Below are 16204 nucleotides of genomic sequence, written 5' to 3'. Positions count from 1 at the left end.
ACATCATATTGTTAAGTTTTACTTGTGGATCAAACTTTAATACCAGCCGGAAAGGGTTCCAGATATAAAAAAACCGGTTCGTAACCGGAATCATCAATACTGCCCGTATTCTAACCATGACGACGTATTCCTGAACAATTGGTCAGGAAATTAGTCAACTGTCAAAAGAAACTCATCAGAACGGTAAATCTAATTCGCGTCCACCCAAAAATCATCATTCGGCCAAGCAATAGAGTGACGATAGTGGATTAACCCGTTTGTCGATGAACGCTGACGATCTATTCACCACCGTAAATATGCACCATGCACATAATTGCGATGTAGTTGATGTAAACAAGCAATTTTCACTAAACACGCATATTTCGACTTTTCAACGAGCTAATTTGTTATCACTTTTTTTATCACTAATGTGAACTTGTGATGTAAACCGATCATTTGATCACTTATACACAGACCACCATCTAAAAATCGATCAACTTAAGCCCAATTCAATACGATAACAGCGTATTCCCCAATGACTGCGTGAAATTCTAATCCCAATTTAAAGTTCATTCCACCCCTTATAAATTGTTTATTAAACCACCTGTGAATATCTTTATCTTTTATAAACAATATTTTAAGAACTTAATCACAACATTGTTAACAAATTCAGTTAAAAAAATAATTCATTTTTTTAAAATTCCGTCATGTGGATAAGTTATTCATAACCTTGTTCATCACCCTGTGGAAAACTTATTGGTATCCCGATGGACAAAGTTTTCCACAATTCGAGCCAAGGTATTTCACAGGAAACTCCTATGCCCATACAGACTTTACGCGCCTACTTATTAAACTGGTAATCGATTGTAATTTATGTATTTTTTTGACTTTTCCACGAAAAAGCACTGCCTTAAATAATAACAACATCAACAATCCTTAAAACATAAAAACCCTAAAATCTATTTATAAGCATTCACAAGAATTAAAATCCCTTAAAATATATAGATTGAAATCCAATCTATTTTTCTCTAAAATCTCGCTCCCATTTTTAGTATATTTTCTATACTGATCGAATCAGTCAGGTGAGAACGAGTTATGAAAAGAACCTTTCAACCAAGCGTATTAAAGCGTAAGCGTGCACACGGTTTTCGTGCGAGAATGGCAACTGCCAATGGTCGTAAAATTATCAATGCCCGTAGAGCAAAAGGTCGTAAATCTCTTTCCGCTTAATACGGAACCGTTTTATGACTTCTTACGAGTTTCCTCGGCAATCACGCCTGTTGAATGCTGAGGACTTTCGTAGAGTATTTGACAATGTTCAGATTAAAGCCGGAAATCAACATTTTCTGCTCTTAACTGTGTCCAATTCTCTTGATCATCCGCGCATTGGCTTTGTTTTTTCAAAAAAAAACATTAAGCTTGCAGTGCGTCGAAACAAGCTCAAACGATTATTCAGAGAATCCTTTCGTTTGAATTGTTCAAGATTACCGGCAGTTGATATTGTCATACTGGCGCGAAAAGGCGTGAATGATGTGGATTTGACCACGTTTAACAAAGAATCCGATCGACTTTGGAAAAAATTGATTAAACGACATCAAGAACACGCAAACTGACCTATTTCTGGTAGAACGATTACAAACATGCGCAGTTTGTTTCTTGCCATCATCAAGTTTTATCAATACTGCATCAGTCCATTGATGGGCAGTCACTGCAGATATTATCCCACTTGTTCCGCCTACGCATTCCAAGCAATCCAACAACATGGTGCCATCCGAGGCAGTTTTCTCGCAATTAAACGGCTATCACGTTGTCACCCATTTTCGGACGGCGGTTTAGATCCAGTTCCTCCACCGGTTGAACGACGCTGTTCTTGTAATCACAAAGATCATTCTCACTAATTGGCGAAAAACTATGGATTTACAGAGAGGAATAATTTTCATTGGGCTTGCCATTGTTTCTTACCTGATGGTTTTGGCCTGGAATGAAGACTATGGACAGCCGCAAGTTACACAGACTCCCACTCAAGTTCAGCAACCCGAGTCACTCGCTTTACCATCCAACCCTTCACCTGAAACTGTTGGGAGCGATGAATTTGAACCACCTGAACAGAGAAATGAGCCTACCGTTGGCGAGTCTTCGATTGCCAATTCACAATCCACAACTTTAATTGAAATCAAAACTGATGTTTTGGATCTTATAATTGATCCCCGTGGAGGCAATATTGTCCAGGCGTTGTTACCTGGTTATAACGAAACACTTAATTCAGATACAGCACTATCACTTTTACAAAATAATGCTGCGCGCCGTTATGTTTTAGAAAGTGGTTTGTTTGGTAAAAATGGTTTTGATTCCAGTCGAAATGGCCCAATGCCACTCTATCAAACAACGCAAAACGAATTTGTATTACACGAAAACGAAGATGAATTGAAAATTGATCTTGTTTTCAACAGCCCTAATCGAGTCAAAGTGACTAAACGATTCACAATGACCCGTGGAAGCTATCTGATCAAAGTCGACTACATCATTGAAAATAATTCTTCTGAAGTTTGGGAAGGCAATTTTTCGGCAAAAATCGTACGTGATCAGTCTGCAGATCCCTCTCAACAAAACAGTATGGGAATGCAATCCTTTTTAGGTATGGTGCTTTCTACACCAAATGAACCTTATGAAAAGTATTCTTTTGATGACCTCAAAGAAAAACCGATCAATCAGACGGTTCAAGGTGGTTGGGTAGCATTTATTCAGCACTATTTTATCAGTGCCTGGATTCCAAATAACGAAATTACTCACACGTATCAAAGTAAAGTTAAATCCGGTAATCATCTGATGGGCTTTATCAGCCCGGTTACTGTTGTTCAACCGGGTGAAACTGCACAAATAACTGCAAATGCGTTTATTGGACCTAAATTATTGGACCAATTGGAAAGCGCAGCGAATAATCTTGATTTAACTGTTGATTACGGCATTCTGTTTTTCATTGCTTATCCACTATTTTTGTTACTTGAGTTATTGCATGGATTCGTCGGTAACTGGGGTGTAGCAATCATTCTGGTTACAGTGATTGTAAAAGCATTGTTTTTCCATCTGTCTGCAACCAGTTATCGATCGATGGCAGGTATGCGTAAAGTTGCACCACAACTGCAACGTATGAAAGAGCAATACGGCGATGATCGACAAAAAATGTCGCAAGCCATGATGGAGCTCTATCGTAAAGAAAAAATCAATCCGTTGGGTGGTTGTTTACCGATTTTGGTGCAAATGCCAGTGTTTATCGCGTTGTACTGGGTTTTGATGGAAAGTGTGCAATTACGGCATGCTCCATTTGCGTTCTGGATTGTGGATCTGTCGCAAAAAGATCCGTATTTCCTGTTACCGATTCTGATGGGGGCAACGATGTTTATTCAAATGCATCTTAACCCAACACCACCGGATCCGGTTCAAGCCCGTGTCATGAAGATGATGCCGATAATTTTCACGGTATTTTTCCTCTGGTTCCCTTCAGGTCTTGTACTTTACTGGTTGGTGAACAATATTCTGTCGATTGCTCAGCAGTGGTATATCACGCGCCAGATTGAAGGTGCCGATGCCAAAAAAGTTTAACGGAATCAAACCTGAATGAAATCCATTGAACAGGATACGATTTCTGCCATTGCTACCGCACCGGGAAAAGCCGGTGTGGGCATTGTGCGGGTGTCTGGTGCAAAGGCTTTTACCATTGCCGAAAAAATTTTGGGTTTCCCGCCTAAGCGGCGTTATGCTCATTTTGGCCCATTTCTTAATCGACTTGGTGAAAAAATAGACGAGGGTATTGCTCTGTATTTTGCGGGCCCGCATTCTTTCACCGGTGAAGATGTTTTTGAGTTACAGGGTCATGGCGGTACAGTTGTGATGGATATGTTATTGCAACGAACTGTCGAGCTTGGGGCGCGACTCGCGCGTCCCGGGGAATTTTCCGAACGGGCGTTTTTAAACGACAAAATTGATTTGGTTCAGGCTGAAGCAATCGCGGATTTGATTGATTCAGAATCAGTTCAAGCCGCGCAGTGTGCACTTCGATCTTTGCAAGGTGGTTTTTCCCAGGAAGTGAATAAACTACTGGATGAAATGATTCATCTGCGCATGTATGTGGAAGCTGCAATTGATTTTCCAGAGGAAGAAATTGATTTTCTCGCAGATGGTAAGGTTCAACATGACCTTGAGCAGTTGATTGATCAGGTCAGAGCAGTGCAAAAAAAGGCTAATCAAGGTGCAATACTGCGGGATGGTATGAATGTTGTGATTGCTGGTCGGCCTAATGCAGGAAAGTCGAGCCTTTTGAATGCACTGGCTGAAAAAGAGTCGGCTATCGTGACGTCTGTCGAGGGCACGACTCGGGATGTTTTGCGTGAACATATTCTGATTGATGGCATGCCTTTGCATATTATCGATACTGCCGGATTACGTGAAAGCCCGGATGAAGTCGAACAGATTGGAATTGAACGCGCAATTCGTGAAATCAATGATGCTGACCGGGTGTTACTTGTTGTTGATGGCGCTCAATCCCAAACAATGGATATGGATTCCATTTGGCCAGAAATCGCCGCTGAGCTGCCTGATTTAAGCAAAGTGTCCATTATTCGCAATAAAATTGATCAATTGGGGGTAGATCCCGGACTGGATATGACTGGCGAGCACCCCGTAATTAATATTTCAGCCAAACAGCTTCAAGGTATTGATGTTCTGCGTGAGCATTTGAAGCAATGTATGGGTTACAACGCCTCGACTGAAGGCAGCTTTACTGCTCGAAGAAGGCACTTAACTGCCTTGGAGGAAACATTATCGGCATTGCAAAATGCGAAGGATCAACTGTTAGGTTTTGGAGCGGGTGAGTTGGTTGCTGAAGATCTTCGCAATGCCCAACAACACTTGGGTGAAATAACCGGAACCTTTAGTTCGGATGATCTTCTGGATCACATCTTTTCCAGTTTTTGTATCGGCAAGTAATTTTTCAATCCGTTGTTGTTCAGATTCTTTGGTCTATACTGCTCAAATATCATCCGGCTGAGGTCATGCTATGAAGGCAGCCCAAGTATTTACAGTAAGGCCTACTGAACTATTTAATGAAAATCAGCATCGATGCTTGCTTTTCAGTGATTTGGTTGAAGGAGAAGGGGTTCAGTCCAATCAATTTTTAATTGCTGACGGTGATGATTTTGCGCTAATCGACCCGGGTGGAGACTTAACCTATAACGCGCTTACGATTGAATTAGCCAGAGATTATGATTTAAAAGCGCTACGCTATATTTTTGCTTCACACCAAGACCCCGATATTATTTCGTCATTAGACAAATGGTTATTACACACTCAGTGTAGTGTCATTACTCCGCGACTTTGGGCACGCTTTTTACCACATTTAGCCTCAGAATATGTCAATAAAACTCTGGCGGGTGCCGTTTTTGATCGCATCATCGCTGTACCGGACGAAGGGATGCGTGTTCCATTTGGTGCTACCGAAATTATTTGTCTGCCTGCACACTTTTTACATTCGGTCGGGAATATCCAATTTTATGATCCGGTCAGCAAAATTTTGTTTTCCGGTGATATCGGCGCCTCAATGGGGGCTGATGGAGAGCTGGAAGTCAGTGATTTTGAACAGCATATACAGAACATGGCAGGTTTTCATCGGCGCTATATGGGTTCCCAAAAAATAACACGGCTTTGGGTGGAGATGGTACGTCAATTGGATGTTGAAATGATTGTGCCGCAACATGGTAAGTATTTTAAGGGAAAAACGATGATAAAGGCATTTTTAGATTGGGTTTCCCAATTGAAATGTGGCATTGATTTGATGAGTGCTGCAAATTTTCGTATTCCCCGCTAAAAACTTATCCCCAAATGAACCGGTTATCAGCGCTCCCAGTTTTACACAGTCAATAAATTATTCAAAACTGTGGATATCTTTTTTGTCAACTGTTTTTTTATTCTAAATTCAAAAAAAAATTTAAATAAAAACAATATATTGACATGTTTTCAGTCTCGCGTTTTGCTTCTGAATGTTGTGGATAAGTTACTTAATAAACGTTGCAGAAAGCGTATATAAGCTACTGATTAAAATGATAATAACCTGTTTTATAGCCAATATGAGTAAAAAATAGCCTTGTCAGATTGGAAATTTTATGCGTTGTTGATAACTCATTTGCACGGGTTTCGATTCGAGTTCGAAAGTAGTTACGTTAAAAAGGTTAAAATATAACCAAGTGATACTGATAATCTCTGAATCAATACAGTATAATGCGCGCGGCCGAAGCGTATTCGAGCGATCTATGGGTTATATGCAAGTTACGGGTTACATGTAAAGAGGGTTCAATAGTGGATTATCCAAAGCGTTATGATGTCATTGTGATTGGTGGTGGACATGCGGGCACAGAAGCCGCATTAGCTGCTGCTCGAATGGGATGTAGCACCCTGCTTTTGACCCACAATATAGAGACTTTGGGCCAAATGTCATGTAATCCGGCGATTGGTGGTATTGGCAAAAGCCATTTGGTGAAAGAGATTGATGCCTTGGGTGGTGCAATGGCGCTGGCTACGGATCGGGGGGGGATTCAATTTCGAGTATTAAATTCGCGCAAAGGGCCTGCGGTTCGTGCAACTCGTGCTCAAGCGGATCGATTGCTGTACAAACAGGTCGTTCGAAGTATCCTTGAAAATCAGCCTAACCTCGATTTGTTTCAACAAGCCGCAGATGACATCATGGTCGAGGGGGAGACTGTCAAAGGGGTTGTGACGAACATGGGGGTTCGTTTTCATGCTCAAACGGTGGTTTTGACGACGGGAACATTTCTCGGTGGTGTTATTCACATCGGGATGCAAAATTCGTCCGGTGGTCGTGCCGGTGATGCGCCTTCCATTGCACTGGCACAACGTTTGCGGGAGCTTCCGTTTCAGGTTGATCGCCTGAAAACAGGTACGCCACCCCGTATTGATGCACGAAGTGTTGATTTTTCGGTTATGGAAGAACAGCCCGGAGATACGCCTGTACCAGTGATGTCATACATGGGTCGTCTTGAAGATCATCCGCAGCAGATTTCCTGCTACATCACGAAAACCAATGAACAAACACATGATATTATTCGCAGTGGATTTGATCGCTCACCCATGTTTACGGGGAAGATTGAAGGTGTTGGGCCCCGATATTGTCCGTCTATTGAAGATAAAATAAACCGCTTTTCCGACAAGGACTCGCACCAGATTTTTGTCGAACCGGAAGGCTTAACGACCCATGAGCTTTATCCGAACGGAATTTCGACATCGTTACCGTTCGATATTCAAATCGCCGCGGTGAGATCAATTCGAGGGTTCGAAAATGCTCACATTACACGCCCGGGATATGCGATTGAATATGATTACTTTAATCCTCAGGAATTGACGCATTCACTTGAAAACAAATTTATCCACAACCTGTATTTTGCCGGGCAAATCAATGGTACCACTGGCTACGAAGAAGCGGGTGCACAAGGTTTATTGGCTGGTGTAAACGCAGCACTTCGAGCTCAGGAAAAAGATCCCTGGTGGCCAACTCGAGACCAGGCTTACCTGGGGGTTTTGGTTGATGATTTGATTACGTTGGGGACTAAAGAACCCTATCGGATGTTTACCAGTCGCGCGGAATATCGCCTGCTGCTGCGTGAAGATAATGCCGATTTACGGCTTACCGAAAAAGGCCGAGAATTGGGGCTTGTTGATGATGATCGCTGGCAGGCGTTTTGCGAGAAACGGGAGGCTATTGAACAGCAGCGTCAGCGCCTCAATTCAACCTGGATCCAGCCTGACAGTGCTGAAGCTCGAAAAGCAAATCAATTTCTTGAGCGTCCGTTGAATCGAGAATACTGTCTGGCCGATTTATTACGTCGGCCTGAGTTAACGATCGAGCGAATTGAATCGATTACTGATACCGTGATCGAAAATCGACAAGTTGCAGAACAATTGGAAATTCAGGTGAAATATGAAGGGTATATTTCACGCCAGCAAGAAGAAATCGAGCGCCTGCAACGTTATGAAAACACAGCGTTGCCGGATGATTTCGATTATTGTTCAATTTCCGGCCTCTCAAACGAACTGCAACAAAAACTGGTGCAGGTAAAACCCGCAACGATTGCCCAGGCATCCCGCATACAGGGAATGACGCCAGCAGCGGTTTCGTTGTTAATTATCCAGTTGAAAAAACGCTCTATGCTGACCAAGGTATCAGCTTGATCTCGATATGCGTTTCGGAATCGATAAGCTTCATATACGGATCGTAATTTAAAGGAAAACAGTTAAACTAATGAACATGGCTTTGATAGATCGGGAACTGCTGGCAAAGCAACTTGAGGCTGGGGTGAAGTATCTGCAGCTTGAATTACTGCCCGGTCAACAGGATCAGTTACTTGATTATCTTGAGTTACTGGTCAAGTGGAATAAAGCGTACAATTTGACCGCAATTCGAAATCCGTCCGAAATGGTTAGCAAACATCTGCTGGATAGTCTGACGTTGACGCCCTACATTACTGGACAGCGAATTATTGATGTGGGTACTGGGCCGGGGTTACCCGGCATACCTATGGCTATCATGTATCCGGATCGTGCTTTTACGCTGTTGGATAGTAACAGTAAAAAAACGAGATTCCTGACACAATGTAAACTCGATCTGGATCTTCAGAACATCGAAATTATCCATTCCCGAGTTGATGAATTTCATCCGGATAAACCGTTTGACCTGGTTTTATCCCGCGCTTTCTCTGCAATTGAGAACATGGTGAACTGGTGTGCACATTTACCCGGTGATAACGGGGTTTTTCTGGCAATGAAAGGTATATTTCCGAGTCAGGAACTGGAAGCTCTGCCCGATGGATACGAAGTAAAAAAAACCGAAAAACTAATGCTTCCAGACTGTGAAGCTGAACGCCATTTGCTTATCATTGGCACATTATCAGATTGAGGGAGTTACTCAATGGCCAGAATAATGGCAGTGACTAACCAGAAAGGCGGGGTTGGAAAAACCACCAGTTGTGTAAATATCTCCGCGTCTTTGGCTGCAATGAGACGCAAGGTGTTACTTGTTGATCTGGATCCTCAGGGTAATGCGACCATGGGATGCGGTATTGACAAGTATGAGGTCGAGCATACCGTTTATGAAGTGTTGACCAAAAAGAAGGAAATCGACGAAGTCATCGTCCATTCCGAGAATGCTGATATTGATGTATTACCATCGAATGGTGATGTGACCGCCGCTGAAGTTGAGCTAATGAGTGAAATCGGCCGGGAACATCGTTTGCGACTGGCATTAAACAGTATTCGGGATCGCTATGACTTTGTGCTTATCGATTGTCCTCCATCATTGAACATGTTAACGGTAAATGCGTTATCTGCAGCAGATAGTGTGCTGATACCGATGCAGTGTGAATATTATGCACTGGAAGGTCTGGCGGCATTAATGAGCACGATCGAACAAATTCGAGAAACGGTCAATCCCGGGTTAGAAGTGGAGGGTCTGTTACGGACGATGTACGACCCGCGTAACAGTTTAACCCTTGATGTATCCGCACAGCTGAAAGAGTACTTCGAGGATAAGCTTTACGGCTCGGTTGTTCCCCGAAATGTTCGCTTGGCTGAAGCGCCCAGTCATGGATTACCCGCACTGAAATACGATAAGTCATCCCGTGGTGCTGTAGCCTACCTCGCTGTGGCAGGTGAAATCGTACGAAAAGCCAAAATCCGCAACAGTTCGAAAGCTGCAGAACCAGCGTGATGCGCTGCGACTGCAGTGCAGCATCATAATTCAAAGACTTACGCCGAGTATCCTGATTTTCTGAACCACAAGGTCGAGTGGGTTAAGTCGGTTTCTTACGATAAAAAGGTTCAATACGCTACATGTCAAATGGATCCCCCATGGTTAAAAAAACTAAAGGCTTAGGTGGTAAGGGGTTGGGAGCTTTATTGAAAAACTCTCAAGCCTCGATTTCCGAAGAAAAGAGCATTCAGGACAAAGAGCTTCGGGATTTACCGGTTGAGCTCATTCAGCGCGGGCAATATCAGCCCCGCCGGGATATGGATCCAACAGCTCTTGAAGAACTGGCAGAGTCAATCAAGCAACAAGGCGTTATGCAACCCATTGTAGTTCGTCCGATTACAGAAGGTCGGTATGAGATCGTTGCGGGTGAGCGGCGCTGGAGAGCAACTCAATTAGCGGGTATGGATAAAATCCCTGCGATTATTCGGGAAATTAACGATGAAGCTGCCATTGCTATGGCCCTCATTGAGAATATTCAGCGGGAAAACCTGAATCCAATTGAAGAAGCAATGGCATTGCAGCGCTTGCAGAATGAGTTTGGTTTGACCCAACAACAAGTCGCAGAAGCGGTGGGGAAATCCCGAACTACGATCACCAATTTATTGCGTTTAATCGGTTTGCACCCTGAAGTACGTATCATGCTTGAGCATGGTGATATTGAAATGGGGCATGGCAAAGCATTGCTTGGTTTGTCTGAAGCCGAACAGTTGGCAGCGGCTAAAGTGGTCATTGCCCGGTCACTTTCTGTACGTCAAACAGAAGCCCTTGTTCGTAAACTCCAGCAGAAAAAAGAAGAGGTTAAGACCCCGGTTGTGGTAGATCCTGATATAACCCGGTTGGAGCGGGATCTGGCTGAGCGAATTGGTGCCCAGGTCGCAATCAGCCACGGTACACAAGGCAAAGGTAAAGTGGTTATTCAATACAATAGTCTTGATGAACTGGACGGAATTTTAGCGCATATAAAATAATGTTATAAGGAAATTCAAACACCTGTTTCAAACAGGTTCTGTACTACATGTTGATGATCCTATTTAGAGGTAACACAAATTGTAAGTGTTACTTCATCCCACTACGCATAAAGTGGGCCATTCGTCTGAAATTTAGTCATATTTTTCCTGGTAAATCAGCGAATCCAGTTGAATGCCTACGCTATTATCACTATAATCCTTCCCGCCTGAAGTTGCGGAGATTAAATCTGTGTACTTGATCAGGGCGGGGGAAAGCAAATAGATAAGACGTTGGGGCGAACCACGGTATCGTTTGTAAACACGAAGGTGAGTTTGTGAACATGCAGGTGAGTCACATAAGACGTCCGCCAATTGAAAGAGTAATTATTGTCCAGGTTATTGTTGTGGCAGTCGTTAGTCTCGCATTTGGATTTCGGGGTGAAGTGTCGTTTTACTCCGCTGTTTTGGGAGGATGTATTTTTGTCATTCCCAATGCCTACTTTGCATTCAAAGCATTCGCTCATAATGGTGCCCGGGCTGCGCAACAGATCGTAAAAGCGTTCTACACGGGAGAAGCCGTCAAACTGATATTAACCGCTGTAGCATTTACTATGGTGTTTGTATTGGTCAAGCCTCTTGATGTATTCGCGCTTTTTTTAACATTTTTCATCAGTTTAATGACGAATTGGCTCACACCTTGGGTGTTGGGTCGGAAATCGCAGCAGAAATAGAGTTTGAGAGCTTAACATGGCAGGCGAAACCCTTACTGCATCATCATATATACAGCACCACTTGCAGAATTTGACGTTTGGAAATCATCCCGTTCACGGTTGGATGTTCGCCCATACGCCAAAAGAAGCAGCCGAAATGGGATTCTGGGCCATACACGTAGACACACTCGGTTGGTCTATCGCACTCGGCGTATTGTTCCTTTGGTTATTCAAAAAAGCAGCCACTAAAGCGACACATGGAGTTCCCGGTGGACTTCAAAACTTTGTCGAGATCATGGTTGAGTTTGTTGATAACAGTGTCAAGGAAACATTCCACGGCAAAAATAAGGTCATAGCACCTTTATCTCTTACGATCTTCTGCTGGATCTTTTTAATGAATTTAATGGATCTGGTCCCTGTGGACTGGCTTCCTCGCTTGTTCCAGATCATCGTAGGTGATGATCATGCGTACTTTAAAGTGGTACCCACCACCGACGTTAATGCAACTCTGGGCATGTCGCTCTCTGTCTTTGCCCTGATTATTTACTACAGTATCAAAGTGAAAGGTGTTAGCGGGTTTGTTGGTGAATTGACCTTGCAACCTTTCGGCAAGTGGATGATCCCGTTCAACTTCCTATTGGAATTTGTGGGACTGATTGCCAAACCCATCTCACTGGCTTTGCGTTTGTTCGGTAACTTGTACGCAGGTGAGCTGATCTTCATTCTGATTGCACTGTTGCCTTTTGGTCTGCAGTGGGCGTTATCTGTGCCCTGGGCAATCTTCCATATTCTGGTTATCACGTTGCAGGCATTCATCTTCATGATGCTGACCATCGTGTATCTCAGTATGGCTCACGAAGATCATTAAGAATTTTTTAACCAATCCTTTAAACATTAACTTAACTTAAAAATTGGAGTGAAAATGGAAACTGTAGTTGGTTTAACCGCGATTGCCGTTGCTCTTTTGATCGGTCTGGGTGCTTTGGGTACTGCTATCGGTTTTGGTCTGTTGGGTGGTAAGTTCCTGGAAGGTGCTGCTCGTCAACCAGAAATGGTACCTATGTTACAGGTTAAAATGTTCATCGTTGCTGGTCTGTTGGATGCGGTAACCATGATCGGTGTTGGTATCGCATTGTTCTTCACTTTCGCTAATCCGTTCGTAAGCCAAGTTGCAGGTTAATCAGGGCACTGAAATTACGAACATTAAAGAAAGGCGAGAGGTGTTGACGTGAATATCAACTTAACAATGATTGGTCAAGCGATCTCATTTTTCATCTTTGTCGTTTTCTGTATGAAATACGTATGGCCTCCAGTAATGGAAGCACTGCGTGAGCGACAAAAGAAAATTGCAGATGGACTTGACGCTGCAGACCGTGCGTCACGCGATCTTGAATTGGCCCAGGAAAAAGCTGCTAAAGAATTGCGGGAAGCAAAACAGCAGGCAGCGGAATTGATCGAACAAGCAAACAAGCGTTCCAATCAAATTGTCGAAGAAGCTAAGGATCAGGCTCGAGCTGAAGGCGATCGTCTTCTGGCTGCGGCAAAAGCGGAGATTGAGCAGGAAAGCAATCGAGCTAAGGAAGCTTTGCGTGCCGAGATTTCGAAAATTGCGCTTGCTGGTGCCGAAAAAATTCTGGAAACCTCTATTGATGAGAAAGCTCACGCCGGCATGTTAAATAAACTCGCGGCGGAATTCTAAAAGAGGTTTGCTATGGCAGAATTATCTACGATAGCCCGGCCTTACGCGAAAGCGGCATTTCAGGCTGCATTGAGCGCCGATCAACTTGCTGACTGGTCAGCAATGTTGGCGTTCGCGTCTCAAGTGGCTCAAGATGTGACAATGAAGGATGTATTAGATAACCCTTCGTTAACCAATGAGCAGAAAGCCAACGCATTTGCAGATGTGTGTGAAGGTAAGTTATCCGAGCAAGGACAAAACTTGGTACGCGTCCTGGCAGAAAACAAGCGTTTAACTTTGATTCCTCAGATTTCAAGCCTGTTCGAGCAATTGAAAGCATTGCAGGAACAGTCTGTCGATGTCTCTATCGAGTCGGCATTTGATTTGAGTAGTGATCAAGAGAAAGCGCTTGCCAAAGCCCTGTCTACCAAACTTGCGCGAAAAGTGAACATTAGTTCATCTGTCAATCGCACATTATTAGGTGGAGCAGTAATCCGGGCTGGCGACCTTGTTATAGACGCATCCGTGCGCGGTAAGCTTGCAAAACTGGCCGAGGCTATAGGTTCCTAAAGATTTAGGTTTGAGGACATAGGCATGCAGCAACTGAATCCTTCAGAGATCAGCGAAATTATAAAGAAGCGCATTGAAAAGCTGGATGTGACTTCTGAAGCCCGCACCGAGGGCACAATCGTTAGCGTATCCGATGGTATCGTTTTGATCCACGGTCTGGCTGACGTGATGTACGGTGAAATGATTGAATTTGATAACGGTACTTATGGTTTGGCGCTTAACCTTGAGCGTGATTCAGTAGGTGCGGTTGTTCTTGGTGACTACCAGGGACTGGCAGAGGGCCAAAAAGCAAAATGTACCGGTCGTATCCTTGAGGTACCGGTTGGTGAACAGCTTTTGGGTCGTGTTGTTGATTCTCTGGGTAACCCAATTGATGGCAAGGGACCACTGGAAACCACTGAAACGTCTCCAATCGAGAAAGTGGCACCAGGGGTAATTGCACGTCAGTCTGTTGATGAGCCAGTACAAACTGGTTTGAAAGCAATCGATACCATGGTTCCAATCGGTCGTGGTCAGCGTGAGTTGATCATTGGTGACCGTCAGATTGGTAAAACTGCGGTTGCAATCGATACCATCATTAACCAGAAAAATACGGGTATTAAATGTATCTACGTTGCAATCGGTCAGAAGCAATCTTCGATCGCAGCGGTCGTACGTAAACTGGAAGAGCACGGTGCAATGGACCACACTATCGTGGTTGCAGCGGGTGCAGCAGATCCTGCGTCTACGCAGTTCCTGGCGCCTTATGCAGGTTGTACTATGGGTGAATACTTCCGTGATCGTGGGCAAGATGCATTGATCGTATATGATGATTTGACCAAGCAAGCTTGGGCCTATCGTCAAATCTCCCTGTTGTTGCGTCGTCCACCAGGACGTGAAGCATACCCAGGGGACGTTTTCTACTTACACTCCCGTCTGCTGGAACGTGCAGCTCGTGTAAATGCTGAGTACGTAGAGCAATACACAAATGGCGAAGTGAAAGGTCAAACCGGTTCTTTGACTGCTCTGCCGATTATCGAAACCCAAGCGGGTGACGTATCTGCATTCGTACCGACCAACGTAATCTCCATCACTGATGGTCAGATTTTCGTTGAGACCGACCTGTTTAACTCCGGTATCCGTCCTGCGATGAACGCCGGTATCTCTGTATCCCGTGTTGGTGGTGCTGCACAAACCAAGATCATGAAGAAATTGGGTGGTGGTATTCGTCTGGCACTGGCTCAGTACCGAGAGTTGGCAGCTTTTGCTCAGTTTGCATCGGATCTTGATGATGCAACCCGTAAGCAATTGGAGCACGGTCAGCGCGTTACCGAATTGATGAAACAGAAGCAATTCAGCCCACTGAGTGTTGCGGTAATGGGTGTTATCCTGTACGCAGCAAACGAAGGGTTCCTGGATGATATCGAAGTTAAGAAAGTTGTTGATTTTGAAGCATCTCTGATTTCTTACATGAACTCAGAACAACAGGATTTGCTGGCTAAGATTGGCGACAACGGCAATTACAATGATGAAATTGCTGCCGACATCAAAGCCGCTCTGGAAAAATTCAAGGCAACTCAAACCTGGTAATGCCTAAGGGTTACGTCAGTAACCCTTGACCACACCAAGTTTAGCGCTTTTAAAGGCAGTGAAACTATGGCCGTCGGAAAAGAAATACGCACGAAGATATCAAGTATCAAGAGCACGCAGAAAATCACCAGTGCCATGCAAATGGTTGCGGCGAGTAAGATGCGTAAAGCTCAGGATCGCATGAGTGCCGGCAAACCTTACGCTCAGAAAATTCGAGCTGTGGTCAGCCATATCGCAAATGCGAATCCGGAATACCGTCACTTGTATATGCAGGAGCGTGAAGTAAAACGGGTTGGCTACATTGTCGTTTCAACTGATCGTGGGCTTTGTGGAGGTTTGAATACTAACCTGTTCAAGCAGGTTACAACCGAAATGAAGCAATGGCACGATCAGGGTGTTGAGATCGATATCTGTGCAATTGGTCAAAAAGCTTTGAGCTTCTTCCGAAGTTTTGGAGGTAATGTTCTAGCTGCATTGACTCACTTGGGTGATGATCCTTCCGCTGCGAAGTTGATCGGCTCCGTAAAAGTGATGTTGGATGCGTATGAGCAAGGCACAATCGACCGTTTGTATGTGGTTCACAACCGGTTTGTCAACACAATGACTCAAAAGCCTGAAGTTATCCAGCTTCTGCCATTGTTGGCAGCTGACGATAAAGAAATGCAGCACCATTGGGACTATATATACGAGCCGGATGCAAAACCTATTTTGGACGGTTTGTTAACTCGCTTTATTGAGTCTCAGGTGTACCAGGGTGTTGTTGAAAACAATGCCTGTGAACAAGCCGCCCGGATGATTGCGATGAAGAGCGCAACCGATAATGCCGGTGGAATGATTGATGAGTTGCAGTTGGTCTACAACAAGGCTCGTCAGGCTGCGATTACGCAGGAGATTTCCGAGATCGTGGGTGGCGCGGCAGCTGTTTAACATAAAGAACGAA

Annotated in this window: 17 protein-coding genes; all 17 read left to right on the top strand. The window is 44.1% G+C overall.

Features of this window, described 5'->3' with window-relative positions; all coding sequences use genetic code 11:
* Nucleotides 1-1074 precede the first annotated feature (1074 nt).
* The gene (gene rpmH, locus OLMES_RS27845; protein WP_087464268.1) at nucleotides 1075-1209 is read left to right on the top strand and encodes a 50S ribosomal protein L34; all 135 of its coding nucleotides are present in this window, start codon (nucleotides 1075-1077) and stop codon (nucleotides 1207-1209) included.
* A 14-nt stretch (nucleotides 1210-1223) separates the two neighbouring features.
* Complete coding sequence (gene rnpA, locus OLMES_RS27840; protein WP_087464267.1) at nucleotides 1224-1592, top strand: ribonuclease P protein component; 369 nt, start codon at nucleotides 1224-1226, stop codon at nucleotides 1590-1592.
* A gap of 27 nt (nucleotides 1593-1619) precedes the next feature.
* The gene (gene yidD, locus OLMES_RS27835) at nucleotides 1620-1877 is read left to right on the top strand and encodes a membrane protein insertion efficiency factor YidD (RefSeq protein ID WP_087464266.1); all 258 of its coding nucleotides are present in this window, start codon (nucleotides 1620-1622) and stop codon (nucleotides 1875-1877) included.
* A 13-nt stretch (nucleotides 1878-1890) separates the two neighbouring features.
* Complete coding sequence (yidC, locus tag OLMES_RS27830; protein WP_087464265.1) at nucleotides 1891-3579, top strand: membrane protein insertase YidC; 1689 nt, start codon at nucleotides 1891-1893, stop codon at nucleotides 3577-3579.
* Nucleotides 3580-3594: 15 nt separating this feature from the next.
* Nucleotides 3595-4962 (top strand): tRNA uridine-5-carboxymethylaminomethyl(34) synthesis GTPase MnmE, encoded by a 1368-nt coding sequence (gene mnmE / locus OLMES_RS27825; RefSeq protein ID WP_087464264.1) that lies wholly within the window; start codon nucleotides 3595-3597, stop codon nucleotides 4960-4962.
* Nucleotides 4963-5032: 70 nt separating this feature from the next.
* The gene (locus OLMES_RS27820) at nucleotides 5033-5839 is read left to right on the top strand and encodes an oxygen-binding di-iron domain-containing protein (protein WP_087464263.1); all 807 of its coding nucleotides are present in this window, start codon (nucleotides 5033-5035) and stop codon (nucleotides 5837-5839) included.
* 488 nt (nucleotides 5840-6327) lie between these two features.
* The gene (gene mnmG / locus OLMES_RS27815; RefSeq protein ID WP_087464262.1) at nucleotides 6328-8214 is read left to right on the top strand and encodes a tRNA uridine-5-carboxymethylaminomethyl(34) synthesis enzyme MnmG; all 1887 of its coding nucleotides are present in this window, start codon (nucleotides 6328-6330) and stop codon (nucleotides 8212-8214) included.
* A gap of 70 nt (nucleotides 8215-8284) precedes the next feature.
* On the top strand, nucleotides 8285-8938 hold the full coding sequence (rsmG, locus tag OLMES_RS27810) for a 16S rRNA (guanine(527)-N(7))-methyltransferase RsmG (protein WP_232465228.1): 654 nt from the start codon (nucleotides 8285-8287) through the stop codon (nucleotides 8936-8938).
* Nucleotides 8939-8950: 12 nt separating this feature from the next.
* Entirely contained in the window at nucleotides 8951-9748 is a 798-nt protein-coding gene (locus OLMES_RS27805; RefSeq protein WP_087464261.1) for a ParA family protein, read from the top strand.
* A 140-nt stretch (nucleotides 9749-9888) separates the two neighbouring features.
* Nucleotides 9889-10758 (top strand): ParB/RepB/Spo0J family partition protein, encoded by an 870-nt coding sequence (locus tag OLMES_RS27800; protein WP_087464260.1) that lies wholly within the window; start codon nucleotides 9889-9891, stop codon nucleotides 10756-10758.
* 320 nt (nucleotides 10759-11078) lie between these two features.
* Complete coding sequence (locus OLMES_RS27795) at nucleotides 11079-11468, top strand: F0F1 ATP synthase subunit I (RefSeq protein WP_087464259.1); 390 nt, start codon at nucleotides 11079-11081, stop codon at nucleotides 11466-11468.
* A 16-nt stretch (nucleotides 11469-11484) separates the two neighbouring features.
* Nucleotides 11485-12315 carry a F0F1 ATP synthase subunit A gene (gene atpB, locus OLMES_RS27790; protein WP_087464258.1) on the top strand — a complete coding sequence of 277 codons (831 nt, stop codon included), beginning with the start codon at nucleotides 11485-11487 and terminating at the stop codon, nucleotides 12313-12315.
* Between the two features lie 54 nt (nucleotides 12316-12369).
* On the top strand, nucleotides 12370-12627 hold the full coding sequence (atpE, locus tag OLMES_RS27785; protein ID WP_087464257.1) for a F0F1 ATP synthase subunit C: 258 nt from the start codon (nucleotides 12370-12372) through the stop codon (nucleotides 12625-12627).
* 48 nt (nucleotides 12628-12675) lie between these two features.
* The gene (locus OLMES_RS27780; protein WP_087464256.1) at nucleotides 12676-13146 is read left to right on the top strand and encodes a F0F1 ATP synthase subunit B; all 471 of its coding nucleotides are present in this window, start codon (nucleotides 12676-12678) and stop codon (nucleotides 13144-13146) included.
* Between the two features lie 12 nt (nucleotides 13147-13158).
* Nucleotides 13159-13695: a F0F1 ATP synthase subunit delta gene (locus OLMES_RS27775; RefSeq protein WP_087464255.1), complete on the top strand. Its 537-nt coding sequence runs from the start codon at nucleotides 13159-13161 to the stop codon at nucleotides 13693-13695.
* Nucleotides 13696-13719: 24 nt separating this feature from the next.
* A complete protein-coding gene (gene atpA / locus OLMES_RS27770) occupies nucleotides 13720-15264 on the top strand; it encodes a F0F1 ATP synthase subunit alpha (RefSeq protein WP_087464254.1) in 1545 nt (514 codons plus the stop codon).
* A 66-nt stretch (nucleotides 15265-15330) separates the two neighbouring features.
* A complete protein-coding gene (gene atpG / locus OLMES_RS27765) occupies nucleotides 15331-16191 on the top strand; it encodes a F0F1 ATP synthase subunit gamma (RefSeq protein ID WP_087464253.1) in 861 nt (286 codons plus the stop codon).
* Nucleotides 16192-16204 lie beyond the last annotated feature (13 nt).

The sequence above is a fragment of the Oleiphilus messinensis genome, assembly GCF_002162375.1.
In the GTDB taxonomy this organism is placed as follows: domain Bacteria; phylum Pseudomonadota; class Gammaproteobacteria; order Pseudomonadales; family Oleiphilaceae; genus Oleiphilus; species Oleiphilus messinensis.
This window is presented reverse-complemented; position numbering and strand designations above follow the sequence as displayed.